The following is a 15,659-nucleotide window of genomic DNA, read 5'->3' as shown; positions in this document are numbered from 1 at the left end:
GTGGCAGTCCCCCTCCCCGCGAACGGGGAGGGAGAAGCGTTAACTATTTCCACTTCTTCGGATTGGTGATGTCCTCGCCGAACCACTTCTTGGAGATCTTGGCCATGGTGCCGTCCTTGACCATCTTGTCGAGGGTTTTCTGAACGGCCTCGCGCAGCTCGACGTCCTCCTTGCGGAAGGCGACGCCGAACGGCTCCTTCGTGATGTTGCCCGGGAGGATGCGGAACTTGCCGGGACGCTTCGCGATGAAGTCGCGGCCTGTGGCGTCGTCGATAATGACGGTGTCGAGGCGGTCAGATTCGAGATCCAGCAGCGCCTTCGGGTTGTCCTCATATTCACGCACCTCGGCGGGAGCTGCCGGAAGCTTCTTGACGGCCTCGACGGCGGAGGAACCCTTCTGAACGCCTACCTTGGCCCCTTTCAGGTCGGCAAGCTTCTTGTGCTTCTTGTCGGCGAAACGGACCACGGCGACCTGGCCGTCCATCTTGTACGGCTTGGTGAAGGCGACTTCCTTCTTGCGCTCTTCGGTGATGGTCATGCCGTTCCAGATGCAGTCGAACTTCTTGGAGTCGAGAGCGTGGATGACGCCGTCCCATGCGGTCGGCTGCCAGTTGATCTTGATGCCGAGACGCTTGCCGACTTCTTCAGCTGCATCGATGTCGAAACCGACCAACTGTCCCTTGTCGTTGCGGTAGCCCATCGGGGGAAAGGCATCATCGAGACCGATGGTCAGAGCACCCTGGCTTTTGACCCTCTTGAAGGAACCGTCGCCGGCAAAGGCAGAGACGGCACAGGCAAGCACGAGCAGAGACGACAGGACAACCCAGATCTTTTTCACGTTTACGCTCCTTTTCTACGCTATGGTCGGTGATGGTGAAGCTTAGAAAGATTTGATGTAAACAAACAGCCGTTTGGACCGGCGGATTATTGCAGAATATGGCGGAAGCGTCAAGAGGATAACGGGATCTGGGAGTGTTGCAGCCGGCCTCCTGTGTGCCAGTAAAAAGTCCGCCGCGCCAACCGTCCTACTACGCCGGGAACTGCGTACCGTATACCATGTTGCTCCATTTTTTTGAAACCAGTATAATCCGAGTATTAAGAGGTTATGTCTAAACTCAGGTTACGGTATGTGCAAGAAAATCTTCATAGCTGCCACGGGACAGCACTGCGGCAAGACCACCATCAGTCTGTCGCTGCTCCACCTGGCCAAGAAAAGATACGCCCGCGTGGGCTTCATAAAGCCGATCGGCCCAAAAGTCTTCATGCTGGACGGCGTGGAAATGGACATGGACGCGGCACTGATCGCATCCATTTACGGCATGGAGGCGGACCGCAAGCTCATGTCGCCGGTCGTCGTGGGGAAGGGGTACACGAAAAGGTACCTCTCCGGGGAGATCGCTCCGGAAGCTCCTCTCGAGGCCATCAAGAACGCCTGTAGCGAGCTTGAAGCGAAGAACGATTTCCTGATCATCGAGGGGTCCGGCCACGGCGGGGTCGGCTCGGTGGTCGGCATCAACAACGCCCAGATCGCCCGCACCCTCGACGCCCCGGTCATCATGGTCGCAAGCGGCGGCATCGGCTGCGTCATCGATTCGGTGCAGTTGAACCTCTCCCTGTTCCAGCAGCAGGGTGCGGAGGTGAAGCTGGTCCTCGTGAACAAGCTTCTGGCCAACAAGCGCGAGGAGACACTGGGCTACCTGAGGACGTTCTTCGAGAGCCGCCAGCAGAATGTGGCCGGCGCCTTCGACTACTCGCCCACCCTGGCGAACCCCACCCTGCTCGACCTCTCCAAGCTTTTGAAGCTGCCGCTGCAGGGAGACCAGGACGGCAAGAACCGCATCATCAACCACATCCAGTTGGGGGCCGCTTCATCGCAGCGCGTCATCGACACCCTGCAGGACTCCACGCTGCTGATCACCACGAGTTCCAGGGACGAGCTGATCGTCACCGCGTCCGCCCTCTACAACATCCCGGCCTACCGGCGCAAGCTGGCGGGCATCGTGATCCCTGGGTCGGCCCCGGTTTCGGCGATCACCCAACGGATCCTTGATGACAGCAACATCCCGTACCTGCGCACGTCGCAGAACACCGCGGAGACCTTCATCACCCTCACCGAGCATGTATCGAAGATCACGGCGGACGACACCGAGAAGATCGATCTCATCAAGTCCACGGCCGAGAGCGTCTTCGACTTCGACGTCATCGACGCCATGAGCCGCTAAAAGAAAGAGCCATAAAAGAAAAGAGCCGGAGGGGCATCCTCTCCGGCTCTTTTCTTTTGCCTTCCCTCTTTAGCCCAGCCTCTGCACCAAGGCGTCGTAGATCCCGTAGGGAGTCGACTCGACGACCTGGATCTCCACCCCAAGCTGCCGCTCTACATCGTCCAGGGTCAGGTCATCCAGGAACACCCCTTCCCCCTCCTTCAGCATCACGTCAGGCACAAACACCACGTCCCCCAGCTCCATCCCCTGTAGGGATGCCACGACATCGGCGCCGCAGACCAGCCCGGTAACCGTGATGGTAGGACCGAAAAGCCTGTTGCGCACCGCCACCGGCTGCATGGCCACCCCGGTCGCCCCCGAGAGCCGCTCCAGAAAGTCTGAGAGGTAACGGTAGGGGGATTCGCCGGTGACCACCGTCAGTTTCGCCGGCTTCAGTGCCTCGGCCTCCTGGAGCACCTGTTCCGCCTCCGATAGAAACAGCGGGATCATCCCCACGCCGTTCTCCAACTGCGGCAGGTCGCCGTAGTTGTCCAGCGCGGGAAACGGCACGTCCCCCTTGATGTAGAATTCGTCCGCCAGAAAAAGGAAAGGCTCGCCAAGGCGCTCTTCAAGCCGCAGGGACTCCGGATACCATTTGCCGATGAAGTCGGCAGCGAACTCCTTGGTGACCGGGGCCAGCGCCGGAAGGTTCTGCCTGTGCTCTGTCAACCCCACCGGCACTACCGCCAGAGACGCCACCCAAGGGTGCATCGCTGCCAGTTCGTGCACAGTCCTGGCGAAAGCTTCTCCGTCATTCCACCCCGGGCAGAGCACGACCTGGGTGTGCATGGTGATGCGCGCCTCGGCTAATTCCCTGATGACGTCCAGGATGGGGAGGATGCCGCTTTTACCCAAGAGCTTCTCGCGCAGCGCTGCGTCGGTGGCGTGCACCGAGATGTAGAGCGGGGAGAGCCGCTGCTCCTTGATGCGGTCCAGCTCAGCCCGGCCAATGTTGGCCATGGTCACGTAGTTGCCGTAGAGAAAAGAGAGGCGGTAATCCTCGTCTTTCACGTAAAGAGGCCCGCGCAGCCCTCGGGGCAGCTGATGCACGAAACAAAAGACGCAGTTGTTGCCGCAGCGCGCCGGTGCCGGTGCCTGGAAGGAGATGCCCAGGGGCTCCCCCTCTTCGCGCTCCACCTCGAGTTCCCAGAGCTCTCCGTCGCCCTTTTCGACTTCCAGCTCCAGTTCGTCGTCGGCGGTAAAATAGTTGTAATCGATGACGTCCCGCAACGGGTGCCCGTTCACCGACAGCAGCCGATCCCCCGGCGCGAGTTCCAGTTCCTCGGCTATGCTTCCGGGGAGCACCTTATCGATAGTCAGTCCTGACATGAAATCCCTCCTGGGGCGCGCCCCCGCAGCGGAGGTGAGATTTTCCGGCTGCGGGAACAGCCGTCGCGGTGACCCGCGAGGCGACTGGCGTGAGAGCGGCGGCGCGCAGAGTTTAATGATAGGTGGAGAAGGAGGAATTTGGCAACAGATAAAAAAACAAGCCGGCCCTTTGGAGCCGGCTGGGAGGAGTTACTGTGGCGGCAAGGCAGCCCGGACCGCAAGAGCTAATCCGGACGCCTGCTTTTTGCACAACTGGTGATGCTACTGGTGCAGTCGGAAGACGCCATCCACCGAAGTGATGCTGCAGATCGCGTGCTTATAGATGAGGATATCGCCGTGCACTTCCATGAGTACGGAGAAGTTATCGAACGACTTGATATGCCCTTCCAGTTTTTCACCGGACATGAGCTGCACCAAGACCTTTACGCGCTCCTTGCGAGACTGGTTGAGGTACTGGTCCTGGATGTTAAAAGGCGTTTTAGGCATGATTCCGCTCCTTTACCCAAAAAATTCAATCACATGACCAAGGATACTAGCAAATGCTGCGGGATATTCAAGCCAATAAATATCATTTTCCCTGCCGAACCATGTCATCTGTCGCTTGGCATAACGGCGGCTGTCACGCTTGATCAGCGTAACTGCCTCATCCAGCGTCATTTCATCAGCCAGATAAGAGGTCATTTCCTTGTACCCTATGGAGCGCATTGACTTCAACTCGCGGCTGTAGCCCTGCGCCAGGAGTTCGCGCACCTCTTCCACCAGCCCCTTTTCCAGCATCCTTTCCACCCGGGCATCGATACGCCGGTACAACTCGGTCCGTTCCACGGTGATCGCAAGCTTCAGAGCACGGTAATGGTCGCCCGAAAAGCCATGCGCGGCGCGGAAGGCAGAGATGGGGCGACCGGTCTGGGTGTAGACTTCGAGGGCGCGCACCAGGCGCACACGGTCGTTAGGGTGCAGCCTGGCCGCGGTCTCGGGATCGACCTCGGCCAGACGTCGAAGCAGTTCCTCTCCGGAGACATCGTCGAACTGGCGGCGCAGTTCCGGGTCGCCGGTCGGGGAGTCGAGTAGCCCCTCCAACAGGGCGCGCAGGTACAGCCCTGTGCCGCCGACCACGATAGCTTTTTTCCCGCGGCGGTCGATGTCCTCGATGGCGGCCGAGGCCTCCCGCCTGAAGTCGGAAGCGGTAAAGTCCTGGTCCGGCGCCACGATGTCGATCAGGTGGTGCGGTACCCGGGCCATTTCCTCCGGCGCGGGTTTCGCGGTGCCGATGTCGAGGCCGCGATAGATCTGCATCGAGTCCGCGTTGACGATCTCGGCACCGACCTCCTCTGCCAACCTTAGGGCCAGCTCACTCTTGCCGGACCCGGTGGGCCCGCCGATCACCAGAAGCTTTGTCTTTTTTTGCGTCATGAGTTCTCATCTACCACTGCGGCAGGATCGGCGCCGCACCGGGCACTACACCCGCTTGAACATCTTCTCCACTTCGGAGAGGGTGAGGGTTTGCATCACCGGCCTGCCGTGCGGACAGTTGCTGGAGAAATCCGTCTCGTCCATCTGCCTGAACAGCGCCGAGATCTCCTGGGCGGTCAGGGTGCGCCGGCCGCGCACCACGCTGTGGCAGGCGATTCGCGCCAGCAGATCCTCCTGGATGTCGGTGAAGGTCCGGCTGCGGCTTAAGCTGGAGAGTTCCTCCAAGATGTCCCGGATGGTGCGCATGTAGTCGGTGCCGGAGAGAATCTGAGGAACACCGTTCAAAAGCCAGGTGTTGCCGCCGAATTCCTCGAAGGAGAAACCGAGCCGCCGCAGTTCCTCAAGGTTTTCCCTGAGAACCGCCGACTCCCTGAACGAGAGTTCCAGCGTCTCGGCGAAGAGGAGGCCCTGGCTGTCCACCTCTTTACCGGCAAACTCGGCTTTTAGTTTCTCAAAAGCGACCCGCTCGTGCGCCGCGTGCTGGTCGATCAACACCAGATCCGTCCCCCGCTGGCAGAGGATATAGGACGCGTTGAACTGGCCTATCACCGCCAGCGAGGAGAAGTAGCCGGCACCTTCCGCGGCAGGGTCCGGGGCGAGGGGCGCTTCATCCAGCGATAACTTCCGTGCGCTACCGGCAAGCCCCTCCTCCTTCTTTACCGGAGGCTCGAAGTGATACTGAGGTCGCAGCGGGGGCTGGGGCTTGGGCTGATATCCGACCAGCAGCTCCCGGATCTCGGCGACCTTCGCCTCGCTGACCGAGGGTGCCGCAGGCTGCACGGGGGGGGTAGCGAAGTCGCCGTCATGTGCGGGCGCAGCAGCGGTGTTGACGGCTGGCTCGACTTCAGCAGGCGCTGCCGCTACGGGAGAAGACTCCGTCTGCCTCTGCAATATAAAGGGGGCGGCATTGACTGCGACGGTCGTCTGAGCCGGGCGGGAAGTAGCCTCAAAAGCAGCCTGCTTCAGCCAGGGGGTCTGCTTCAGCACGCTTTCCACGGCGTACTGGATGACGTCGTGCACCTTCCCCTGTTCCCGGAACCTCACCTCGTGCTTGGTCGGATGCACGTTCACGTCGACTTCGCCCGGGGCGATATCGATGAACACGGCAACCACGGGATACCGTCCGCGCTCGAGGAAATTGCGGTAGGCCTGGAGGATGGCGTGCTGCACCACCTTGTCCTTGATGAAACGGCCGTTTATGTAGGTGTAGAGGTGACTGGCGGCGCTACGACTGCACTCTGGAGCCGCAACCAACCCCGTCACACGCACGCCCCCCGCCTCCTCATGGGACACCGGGTAGAGGAAGGAGGCAATGGACCGCCCCAGCAGGGTCGCCACCCGCTCTTTCAGGTCGGCGTCGAGCGCACGAAACACGGTCTTGCCGTCGTTTTTATAGGTGAAGCGGACGTCCGGGCGGGAGATCGCCAACCGGGTCAGCAACTCCCCCACATGCCCCCCCTCGGTCTCCGCGCTCTTCATGAACTTGAGCCGCGCCGGGGTGTTGAAGAAGAGGTTGCGGACCGCGATCACCGTACCGGCCGCCATGCCGCACTCCCTGACCTCCTTGATGCGCCCCCCCTCCACATAGATCTCGGTACCCTCCAGACTGTCGCTGGTGCGGGTGGAGATGGTCAGGCGGGAGACGGAGGCCACCGAAGGGAGGGCCTCCCCGCGAAAGCCGAGGGTGGAGAGGGCGAAGAGGTCCTCGTCGCTGGCGATCTTGCTGGTGGCGTGGCGCTCGAGCGCCAACAGCGCGTCCTCACGTGACATGCCACAACCGGAATCGGTGACCTTGATCAGCCTGCGCCCGCCGGACTCGATCTCGACCACAACCTCTTTCGAGCCTGCGTCTAGTGCGTTCTCAACCAATTCCTTGGCCACGGACGCCGGCCGTTCCACGACTTCGCCAGCGGCGATCTTGTTGGTCAGATTCTCGGGGAGTATTCGTATTCTGGTTGCCAATGTGGTCCTCACGGTGCGGTAATCGAAGTGAGCAAGATACCTTATGGGACGGCCGTTTGTAAATCCAAGATTCGCCGTTACAGGTCGACGCTATAACCACTGCCCACATTGCGGGAGGGAGAAACAATGCTATAACATGCTGCATGAAAAATTTCTCACATTTCAGAACCTGTCTTTGCACCGCTGCAGCTATCTCCTGCTTAGCCGCTCCTCAACCTGTAGCCGCCCGTTCCTACCATCCGGCCACCTCCTATCTGGTCAAGATCAACGGTGAGGTGTTCCGCCAACAAAACGCAGGCATCCGCCGGGCGCCGGCCAGCCTGACGAAGATGATGACCGCGCTTGTGGTCATGGAACGGTGCGACCTGGACGAGGTGGTCGTGGTGAGCCGCGGGGCGGCGCGGGAAACCGGCAGCAGAATCGGGCTGCACCGTGGTGAGAAATTCCGGGTGCGCGACCTGCTGGCCGCGACCCTGATCGCATCGGCCAATGACGCTTGCCGCGCCCTCGCGGATCACGCCTGTGGCAATCAGCACGATTTCGTGGTACAGATGAACGCGCGCGCCCGGGCTCTTGGGCTTGAAAACACCCATTTCGCCAATGCCTGCGGCCATGACAGCAGTGGTCTCTACTCCAATACACACGACCTGGCGCGGCTCGCCGAGAGGGCGATGCGACTGCCGCAATTCGCCAAGATCGTGGCACGGCGTGACATGCGCATCTCGACGCTCGACGGCAGGCGCAGCTTTTATCTGAGAAACAAAAACAGGCTGATCGGGAGATATCCCGGTGCCATCGGAGTGAAGACAGGCACCACCCCCAATGCGGGTCAGTGCCTCGTTGCTCTGGCCGAGCGTGAGGACAGGAGGGTGCTGCTAGTCATCATGCACTCCAGGAACAGGTGGGGGGCAGCCCCCGCCCTGCTTGATGCAGCCTTCGCCGCCTCCTCACCGCGTCACGCCGCAAGGAGTGTTAGTGAACCGACAACACCAGCAAGGAGAGAGGATGAAGCATCACCGGAAGGAACTGTGGTTCCAGATCAAGAGTAGGCGTGGCTTTGTCAACATCACCCGTGATCTCGCGGCCGTCCTGGCAGAGAGCGGCATTCGGGAAGGGCTCTTGTTGTGTAACGCAATGCACATCACCGCCAGCGTTTTCATAAACGATGACGAATCCGGGCTACACCAGGACTTTGAAGAGTGGCTCGAAGGACTCGCACCCGAGAAACCGCACAGCCGGTACCGCCACAACCATGGAGAGGACAACGGCGACGCCCACCTGAAGAGGACCATCATGGGGCGCGAGGTCGTCGTCGCGGTGACCGGGGGGAAGCTGGATCTAGGACCTTGGGAGCAGATCTTCTACGGGGAATTCGACGGCATGCGCAGAAAGCGAGTCCTGGTGAAAATCATCGGCGAGTAGCGATGAGCAGTCGGTTCTATAAGCCTCACAGAGCGCGCAGTACCAGGACGGTGATGTCGTCGGGTTGGGGATCGGGTTTACCGGTCAGCGCAATCAGGGCATCAGCCATTTCCTGTGCACTCGTCTTTCCTGCCAGTTGCTTGGCCAACGCCTCATGGGTGAGCTCCAGTTCCGGCTTCGCATCGACCAGGCCGTCGCTGTACAAAACCATCACATCGCCCTTCCCGAGCCGCACCTTTCCTTCTTGGTACACCTCGTCCCCCTGTACCCCCAGGGGGAGCCCACGCGGGTTCAGGGTTTCCACGCGGCCATTTTCTCGCCTGACGAAAATATAACCATGACCGCAGTCCACGAATGAAACCGTCCTGGCCATGGAGTCCAGTTGGGCATGAAAGAGGGTCACGAAGCTTTCAGAGTTTTCCAGATCCTCGTTCAGCGACCTCTCGGCCAGGTGCACAGCTTGAGCCGGCGGATTGTAGAGAGTGACCGCATGAAGCGCCGCCCTGACTGTAGCCATCAACATGGCAGCGGCCATCCCCTTCCCCATCACGTCACCAAGGGTCAGATTGAAGAGCGTAGGCGACACCTGCTGCCAATCGTAGAAGTCGCCCCCTACCTGCTTCGCTGGGAGGCAGCGGGCGGCAACCTCGAAGCCGGCGATGCGCGGATATACGCGTGGCAGGAGTTTTGCCTGTATCTCAGCTGCATATACCAGTTCAAGCTGCAGCTGCATCCGACGCAGTTCGCTCTCACGTAGGTCCGCCTCCGCCTTCTTGCGTTCGCTGATGTCCCTGAAGATGGAGATGTTGCCTGTTACGTTGCCAAAGCGATCCAGGCGTTTCATCGCGTACAGCTCACCGATGAAAACCTCGCCGCTTTTTCTGCGGAAACGCAGTTCCACCAGCTTTCCCTTCACCGAGGTCTTTGCGTCAAACACCTCCCTGCCGGTGCTGTCGTAATCCGTATCCTTGGCATAGAGGACTCTGCTGCTCTTGCCGATGACTTCAGGCGAATCGTAGCCGAAGATGTCATGTAGCGCGGGCTGGTTGACGTGCAGGATCGTACGGTTGTGATCGGCAACCACAATGACATCACGAATACTGTTGAACAGGTTGCGATAGTCTTCCGCCCGTTTCTCGATCTCGGCGTGCGCGACCTCCAGGTCCCGCTCGGTCTGTCGCTGCTTGGCCCGGTCCTGGGCCTCGGTGAGCGCACGCTGCACCGCAGGAACCAGCCGCGACAGGCGGCTTTTCAAAACGTAATCGGTGGCACCGCTTTTCAGCGACTCGATGGCCGCCTCTTCGCCCAGCTTCCCTGAAACGAAGACAAAAGGCAGATCGGGGAGCTTTTGGCGCACCATCGCCAATGCCGTCATGCCATCGAAAGCGGGAAGCGCGAAATCGGCCAGGATCACGTCCATGCCACCGCGTTCCAAAGCGGCGCTGAACTCATCCCGCCTCGACACGACCTGAACCTCGCAATCGATCCCCTCGGAGGTGAGCGTCAGCAGAACCAGTTCTGCATCCATTGGATCATCTTCGAGGTGTAATATGCGCAGACGCTGTTGCTTCATTGTTCAGAGCCCCTTTGAGACAGCGGCGGGGGTTCGTTGATAATGGCCCAGAAAGCGCCCAGTTCCTTGACTGCCGTGATGAACTCGGAAAAATTCACCGGCTTGACGACGTAGGCATTGACCCCCAGCCGGTAGCTCTCCACCACGTCCCTTTCCTCCCGCGACGAGGTCAGTACCACCACCGGTATGGATTTCAGCCTCTCATCCCCTTTAAGGATGCTGAGCACCTCCAGGCCGTCAACCTTAGGCAATTTCAAGTCCAATAGTATAACTGCCAGGTTCAGCGGCGTTTCCCCAGCATACTTTCCGCGCCGATAAAGGAAGTCTAGTGCTTCGGCTCCGTCTCTGACCACATCGACCCCATTGACCAAATTATGCTCTGCCAGTGCCTCCAGGGTCAGTTCAGCATCGTTGGCGTTGTCCTCAACCAAAAGTATGCGTTTTAGCTTTAACATCCTTATATCTCCTTAAGTTACCTCGCCGCACACATAGATGCATTGGGACACACAGATTTTACCACGTCTTTATTGTGATACACCAACGCCCTTGTAACGCCACGCGGTTTTCCAGTCCCCTCAAACCAGCATTGAAGACCGTCGCACTAGGGGATATTAAAAATTGCTGCGACGTTCGATGTACTGGCATTGAATTTGTCTTGAGTCAGAGCAATGGCATAATTTTCTGTTATATCTTAATGTACAACTCATATTCGCACCACGAGTCAAAGGAGAACCAATGAGAGACACAATCGTCGTGGCAGTGGCCGTAATCGCTCTTTCATTCACCACACTGCATGCCGCGCAGGAAACCACCCTGTCTTATCCCAAATCAGGGACCAACCTCGGCAGTGTCACTGGAGGGGTGTTCAAGGAAGCACACATGGTCATCGACAAAAAATGCGTTGCATGTCACACCGCCCAGCGCATTGAAAGTGCAATAGCGGCCGGTAAGGACATGCAGAAGATCCAACACAGCATGGAACTCAAAGGGGTAAAGCTCACCGCGGATGAACAGACAGTACTCGGCATTTTCTACAAAGAGAGTCCCTTGAAACCTAAGAAGTAGCGAGCCACCTTCCCGGGGGCTCGGCGAGCCCCCTCACTATTCGGTCAGCCCAGCTTATGTCGATGGGATACCCCTTGTTTTCGTAATAGGCACGGACCAGTTTCCCCAAATCAATCCATTGCAGTAGCCCCCGGTCCGACAAAGCATGCAGGATCTCTCCCAAACCAGGCGTTTCCCTCCCGCCGCAATGAAGTTCAATAAACACCCTCCGGCCCTTGACTCCCACCTTAACAGGCTCGCTGACGATCCAGACCTGCGTGCCTTTCTTCGCTTGTCCGAAAAGGATGGCCATGTCGCGCGTGTAAAGGCGCAGGCAACCGTGGCTTGATCGTCTGCCTATCCCCCAGGGACGGTTTGTTCCATGGATGAGAATGTCTGCGCGTGAAAGGCGCAGCGCATGCCTCCCCAAAGGATTTCGGACTCCAGGAGCAATAATTCGGGGAAGTTGCGGGTTCTGTCGTCTTATCGACTCCGGAACATGCCAACTGGGGTTAATGAGTTTTTCCGCCACAACAAACTTTCCGACCGGAGTGTCGGTACCTACATCGCCAATGCCTATCGGAAAGGAAAGGACACCGGAGTCATCTTTGGTAGTGAAAAAGTACAAGCGCATCTCAGCCAAGTTCACCACAATGGCAGGACGCTCTAAAACTGCCGGGGGAATCCAGGCCGAAGGTATGGTAACAACAGTTCCTGGCGTGGGTAGGACCGGGTCAACTCCCGGATTGGCGTCACGTATTTCGATGTACCCAAGGTCGTACGTCCTGGCGATTTCGATGAGGGATTCCCGTGGGCGAACCTTGTGCTGACGCATTTCCCCAATGAAGCCTTCAGCGTAGACTGGTGGCATGGCAACAGCAGGCTGTGCTGTCGGTACGAGAAGTGCTGGCAGGACAAGCGCCGATACTGCTACGCAGTGTACGAGGGGCAAGTGGCAGGCCATGGGATTGGTTATTGTTATTTCTTCTGACCTAGCTCGAACATCTTTTCTGCTCTTTCAGCCGCCTGTGCGGCAGAAGTGGCAGATGCTTCGGCTCTTTGGGCACTGTCAGCGGCCTTCGCGGTAGCCTCATCGAGCATCGCTTTGTTGGCAAGCTGGGCCTGCGAGACTTGACTTTCCAATGTCGCCAACCGGTTCTCAATAGAGACCGCTCGATCATCGAATGACGCACTCTTTCTTTCCAGGACATCGACCCTGCATGCAATGGGATCGACTTGCCTGCTTACGAAACCTTGGGTGACACAACCAGACAATATCAGGGCTACAGCGCTTGGGGCCAGTGGCGATAGTTTCAAGATGCACCTCCATAAAAGCCATAGATTAGCACTCGCCAATTCTAACCAGTGAGTGGGCTTTTGCAACATAATGGTTGGAACCCGCAATGCTGAAATAAGGTTCCAAGTGCGGAGGCGTGAAGGATGGGTTGAAGGGGGTAAGGTTGGGGGATAGCGGGGACCGGCCAACGGCAAACGCGAAAAAGCCCCGCCTGGACGAACCTGGCGGGGCTTTCTCTATTAAATTCCCTGCGGCGACCTACTCTCCCACACCGTTACCAGTGCAGTACCATCGGCCCTGAGAGGCTTAACTTCCGTGTTCGGGATGGGAACGGGTGTGACCCTCTCGGCATAGCCACAGAGAAACTCGTGGTAAGGGCGAATGATTATTCACCCCTACAGTCTATTTCTCTTCAATTGCATCATCATGAATGTAGGTTGCAGCATCGGCAGTTTATGATCGGGGGGTGGAGGACCACCCCCTCTCTAAGAATTTTTTATGGTCAAGCCTCACGGCCGATTAGTACCGGTAAGCTGAACGCATTACTGCGCTTACACACCCGGCCTATCAACGTTGTGGTCTACAACGGGCCTTTAGGGGATTGCTCCCAGGGATACCTAATCTTGAAGGAGGCTTCCCGCTTAGATGCTTTCAGCGGTTATCCTTTCCGTACATAGCTACCCAGCGACTGCTCCTGGCGGAACAACTGGAACACCAGAGGTACGTTCAACCCGGTCCTCTCGTACTAAGGTCAACTCTTCTCAAGTATCCTACGCCCACAGAAGATAGGGACCAAACTGTCTCACGACGTTTTAAACCCAGCTCGCGTACCGCTTTAATTGGCGAACAGCCAAACCCTTGGGACCTACTTCAGCCCCAGGATGCGATGAGCCGACATCGAGGTGCCAAACCTCCCCGTCGATGTGAACTCTTGGGGGAGATCAGCCTGTTATCCCCGGCGTACCTTTTATCCGTTGAGCGACGGCCCTTCCATACAGAACCGCCGGATCACTAAGACCTACTTTCGTACCTGCTCGACTTGTTGGTCTCGCAGTCAAGCTCCCTTATGCCTTTACACTCTACGGCTGGTTTCCAATCAGCCTGAGGGAACCTTCGCGCGCCTCCGTTACTCTTTGGGAGGCGACCGCCCCAGTCAAACTACCCATCAGACAGTGTCCCCGATCCGGATGACGGACCTGGGTTAGACATCCAAACAAACCAGGGTGGTATTTCAAGGTTGACTCCACCGAGACTAGCGTCCCAGCTTCAAAGTCTCCCACCTATCCTACACAAGCTTATTCGAATGTCACTGTCAAACTGTAGTAAAGGTGCACGGGGTCTTTCCGTCTTTCTGCGGGTACTCGGCATCTTCACCGAGAATTCAATTTCGCTGAGCCACTGGTTGAGACAGCGCGGAAATCGTTACGCCATTCGTGCAGGTCGGAACTTACCCGACAAGGAATTTCGCTACCTTAGGACCGTTATAGTTACGGCCGCCGTTTACCGGGGCTTCGGTTCAAAGCTTCACCTTGCGGCTAACAAATCCCCTTAACCTTCCGGCACCGGGCAGGCGTCAGACCCTATACGTCGTCTTGCGACTTTGCAGAGTCCTATGTTTTTAGTAAACAGTCGCTACCGCCATTTCTCTGCGACCCTCTTCAGCTGTGCGAGCGAATCGCCTTCACCAAAAAGGGCATACCTTCTCCCGAAGTTACGGTATCATTTTGCCGAGTTCCTTAACCAGTGTTCTCTCAAGCACCTTAGGACATTTATCCTCACCCACCTGAGTCGGTTTACGGTACGGTCACCTGCTGTCTGAAGCTTAGAGGCTTTTCTTGGAAGCATGGGATCAACGACTTTACGGGGATACCCCCTCGTCATCAGTTCTCAGCGTTGAATGGAAGAAGGGATTTGCCTCCTCTTCCCGCCTACGACCTTAAACCTGGACAACCAGCGCCAGGATCGTCTACCCTACTCCGTCCCCCATCGCAACAACAGGTGGTACGGGAATATTAACCCGTTTCCCATCAACTACGCCTTTCGGCCTCGCCTTAGGGACCGACTAACCCTACGCAGATTACCTTTACGTAGGAAACCTTGGGTTTTCGGTGACAAGGTTTCTCACCTTGTTTTTCGCTACTCATGTCAGCATAATCTCTTGTGATACCTCCAGCCGTCCTCACGGTCGACCTTCGCAGGCTTACACAATGCTCCCCTACCACTTGATCCTTAAGGATCAAATCCGCAGCTTCGGTACTATGCTTAGCCCCGTTACATTTTCCGCGCAGACCCACTCGACCAGTGAGCTATTACGCTTTCTTTAAAGGGTGGCTGCTTCTAAGCCAACCTCCTGGTTGTCTGGGCATTTCCACATCGTTTTCCACTTAGCATAGATTTTGGGACCTTAGCTGGCGGTCTGGGCTCTTTCCCTTTTGACTACGGATCTTATCACCCGCAGTCTGACTCCCACAATAACAGTTAGCGGTATTCGGAGTTTGGTTAGGTTTGGTAACCTGGTGAGGCCCCTAGCCCATCCAGTGCTCTACCCCCGCTACTTACTTTGTGAGGCTATACCTAAATATATTTCGGGGAGAACCAGCTATCTCCGAGTTTGATTAGCCTTTCACTCCTATCCACACCTCATCCCCTGGCTTTTCAACGCCAGTGGGTTCGGGCCTCCACGAAGTGTTACCTTCCTTTCACCCTGGACATGGATAGATCACCCGGTTTCGGGTCTACCCCCTGCAACTAATTCGCCCTATTAAGACTCGCTTTCGCTGCGGCTCCGTTCCATGAACTTAACCTCGCTGCAAAGGGTAACTCGCTGACTCATTATGCAAAAGGCACGCGGTCACACTGGATTGCTCCATAGTGCTCCCACTGCTTGTAGGCATACGGTTTCAGGTTCTATTTCACCCTCCTCATTGGAGTACTTTTCACCTTTCCCTCACGGTACTGGTTCACTATCGGTCAGAGAGTAGTATTTAGCCTTGGGAGATGGTCCTCCCGGATTCCCACGAGGTTTCACGTGCCTCGCAGTACTCGGGGACACCCTAGGGTGACTCATGGTTTCGGATAAGGGGCTATCACCCACTATGGCCGGCCTTTCCAGACCGTTCTCCTACCAATCATCAATCCCACGTCGGGGCCCCACAACCCCGGTACCATCGAAATGGTGCCGGTTTGGGCTGTTCCGCTTTCGCTCGCCGCTACTGACGGAATCACTATTGTTTTCTTTTCCTGAGGGTACTTAGATGTTTCAGTTCCCCTCGTTCGCCACATAGAGCTATGAATTTAC

General features: G+C 57.5%; 13 protein-coding genes and 2 rRNA genes (1 of these 15 running past the window's edge). 4 read left to right on the top strand and 11 right to left on the bottom strand.

Going from position 1 to position 15,659, the window contains the following annotated elements:
- Positions 1–43 precede the first annotated feature (43 nt).
- Positions 44–838 (bottom strand): amino acid ABC transporter substrate-binding protein, encoded by a 795-nt coding sequence (locus KP001_RS20930; RefSeq protein WP_217287415.1) that lies wholly within the window; start codon positions 836–838, stop codon positions 44–46.
- Between the two features lie 289 nt (positions 839–1,127).
- On the opposite strand from KP001_RS20930, the gene KP001_RS20925 reads away from it, so the two are divergent.
- Positions 1,128–2,222, top strand: a complete 1,095-nt coding sequence (locus KP001_RS20925) for an AAA family ATPase (RefSeq protein ID WP_217287414.1) — start codon at positions 1,128–1,130, stop codon at positions 2,220–2,222.
- Between the two features lie 69 nt (positions 2,223–2,291).
- Here the strand turns inward: KP001_RS20925 and KP001_RS20920 are convergent, their stop codons facing one another.
- From KP001_RS20920 to mutL, 4 genes are all read right to left on the bottom strand, one after another.
- Positions 2,292–3,590: a DUF512 domain-containing protein gene (locus tag KP001_RS20920; RefSeq protein ID WP_217287413.1), complete on the bottom strand. Its 1,299-nt coding sequence runs from the start codon at positions 3,588–3,590 to the stop codon at positions 2,292–2,294.
- Between the two features lie 261 nt (positions 3,591–3,851).
- The gene (gene hfq / locus KP001_RS20915; RefSeq protein WP_012529414.1) at positions 3,852–4,076 is read right to left on the bottom strand and encodes an RNA chaperone Hfq; all 225 of its coding nucleotides are present in this window, start codon (positions 4,074–4,076) and stop codon (positions 3,852–3,854) included.
- 12 nt (positions 4,077–4,088) lie between these two features.
- Entirely contained in the window at positions 4,089–5,003 is a 915-nt protein-coding gene (gene miaA / locus KP001_RS20910) for a tRNA (adenosine(37)-N6)-dimethylallyltransferase MiaA (protein ID WP_217287412.1), read from the bottom strand.
- A 45-nt stretch (positions 5,004–5,048) separates the two neighbouring features.
- Positions 5,049–7,025, bottom strand: a complete 1,977-nt coding sequence (gene mutL / locus KP001_RS20905; protein WP_217287411.1) for a DNA mismatch repair endonuclease MutL — start codon at positions 7,023–7,025, stop codon at positions 5,049–5,051.
- A gap of 143 nt (positions 7,026–7,168) precedes the next feature.
- Between mutL and KP001_RS20900 the strand changes: the two genes are divergently transcribed.
- Together KP001_RS20900 and KP001_RS20895 are read left to right on the top strand one after the other, a co-directional pair.
- Positions 7,169–8,074 (top strand): D-alanyl-D-alanine carboxypeptidase family protein, encoded by a 906-nt coding sequence (locus tag KP001_RS20900; RefSeq protein ID WP_217287410.1) that lies wholly within the window; start codon positions 7,169–7,171, stop codon positions 8,072–8,074.
- Positions 8,031–8,447, top strand: a complete 417-nt coding sequence (locus tag KP001_RS20895; RefSeq protein WP_217287409.1) for a secondary thiamine-phosphate synthase enzyme YjbQ — start codon at positions 8,031–8,033, stop codon at positions 8,445–8,447. The genes KP001_RS20900 and KP001_RS20895 overlap by 44 nt, the downstream gene beginning before the upstream one ends.
- 25 nt (positions 8,448–8,472) lie before the next feature.
- Here the strand turns inward: KP001_RS20895 and KP001_RS20890 are convergent, their stop codons facing one another.
- Positions 8,473–10,020 (bottom strand): SpoIIE family protein phosphatase, encoded by a 1,548-nt coding sequence (locus KP001_RS20890; RefSeq protein WP_217287408.1) that lies wholly within the window; start codon positions 10,018–10,020, stop codon positions 8,473–8,475.
- Positions 10,017–10,475, bottom strand: coding sequence for a response regulator (locus tag KP001_RS20885; protein ID WP_217287407.1), 459 nt, complete (start codon positions 10,473–10,475; stop codon positions 10,017–10,019). Before KP001_RS20885 ends, KP001_RS20890 begins: the two co-directional genes overlap by 4 nt.
- A 280-nt stretch (positions 10,476–10,755) precedes the next feature.
- On the opposite strand from KP001_RS20885, the gene KP001_RS20880 reads away from it, so the two are divergent.
- The gene (locus tag KP001_RS20880; protein WP_217287406.1) at positions 10,756–11,085 is read left to right on the top strand and encodes a cytochrome C; all 330 of its coding nucleotides are present in this window, start codon (positions 10,756–10,758) and stop codon (positions 11,083–11,085) included.
- Here the strand turns inward: KP001_RS20880 and KP001_RS20875 are convergent.
- From KP001_RS20875 to KP001_RS20860, 4 genes are all read right to left on the bottom strand, one after another.
- Positions 11,075–11,935 carry a L,D-transpeptidase family protein gene (locus tag KP001_RS20875; RefSeq protein WP_239027841.1) on the bottom strand — a complete coding sequence of 287 codons (861 nt, stop codon included), beginning with the start codon at positions 11,933–11,935 and terminating at the stop codon, positions 11,075–11,077. The two genes, KP001_RS20880 and KP001_RS20875, sit on opposite strands and share 11 nt — an antisense overlap.
- 107 nt (positions 11,936–12,042) lie before the next feature.
- Positions 12,043–12,381 carry a hypothetical protein gene (locus KP001_RS20870; protein WP_217287404.1) on the bottom strand — a complete coding sequence of 113 codons (339 nt, stop codon included), beginning with the start codon at positions 12,379–12,381 and terminating at the stop codon, positions 12,043–12,045.
- A 225-nt stretch (positions 12,382–12,606) separates the two neighbouring features.
- Positions 12,607–12,723 (bottom strand): 5S ribosomal RNA (gene rrf / locus KP001_RS20865).
- A 136-nt stretch (positions 12,724–12,859) separates the two neighbouring features.
- Positions 12,860–15,659 (bottom strand): 23S ribosomal RNA (locus tag KP001_RS20860); it runs 158 nt beyond the window's last position.

It is taken from the genome of Geomonas subterranea (assembly GCF_019063845.1).
In the GTDB taxonomy this organism is placed as follows: domain Bacteria; phylum Desulfobacterota; class Desulfuromonadia; order Geobacterales; family Geobacteraceae; genus Geomonas; species Geomonas subterranea.
The sequence above is the reverse complement of the archived record's forward strand: the minus strand, read 5'-3'. Positions and strand labels throughout refer to the sequence as shown.